The 418-nt window shown below is 43.8% G+C and carries 2 protein-coding genes; both read left to right on the top strand.

Annotation, left to right across the window (positions count from 1 at the left end):
* The coding region (locus LI015_RS28075; RefSeq protein WP_227126788.1) for a DUF6906 family protein at positions 1-182 on the top strand (182 nt) is incomplete at its 5' end.
* Between the two features lies 1 nt (position 183).
* Complete coding sequence (locus LI015_RS28070; RefSeq protein ID WP_002593001.1) at positions 184-387, top strand: transcriptional regulator; 204 nt, start codon at positions 184-186, stop codon at positions 385-387.
* Positions 388-418 lie beyond the last annotated feature (31 nt).

Below are 418 nucleotides of genomic sequence, written 5' to 3'. Positions count from 1 at the left end.
TGAAAAATGGCAAAAAGCCAACCTTAAGCCAGAAAAAGGAGATGAAACTTCATGGTCTGCAGCCAGAGAACTGGCTGGTGATAAAGGATACCAGGGAGTTTTTGGAAGTGGTAAGCAGAATGGAACTTAAGCGGATTGGAACAGACAGGAAACGGACCAGAAGATTATACAGGAGTGAGTAAGATGGCAGATGTAAAGACAAGGGAGCTTGGAAAGATTGTCAAGAAGCGTCTGATTGAATTGGAGATGACCCAGGTCCAGCTGGCAAATATATTGGGTACAAGCCCTCAAGAACTGTGCCGGATGCTGAAAGGAAAGAGGCCTGGGTATAAGTATCGGAAGCAAATGCTGAAAATTCTCAAAATAAATGAGAATGATGTGGCATAGGGGGCTGGATATGGACTTGCATAAAAGAAGA

It is taken from the genome of Enterocloster sp. 210928-DFI.2.20, from assembly GCF_020554465.1.
GTDB lineage: Bacteria > Bacillota > Clostridia > Lachnospirales > Lachnospiraceae > Enterocloster > Enterocloster bolteae.
This window is presented reverse-complemented; position numbering and strand designations above follow the sequence as displayed.

Bases quoted from the DNA above. Each gene is read 5' to 3' on its own strand.
- LI015_RS28070 (WP_002593001.1), top strand. From the start codon at position 184: ATGGCAGATGTAAAGACAAGGGAGCTTGGAAAGATTGTCAAGAAGCGT.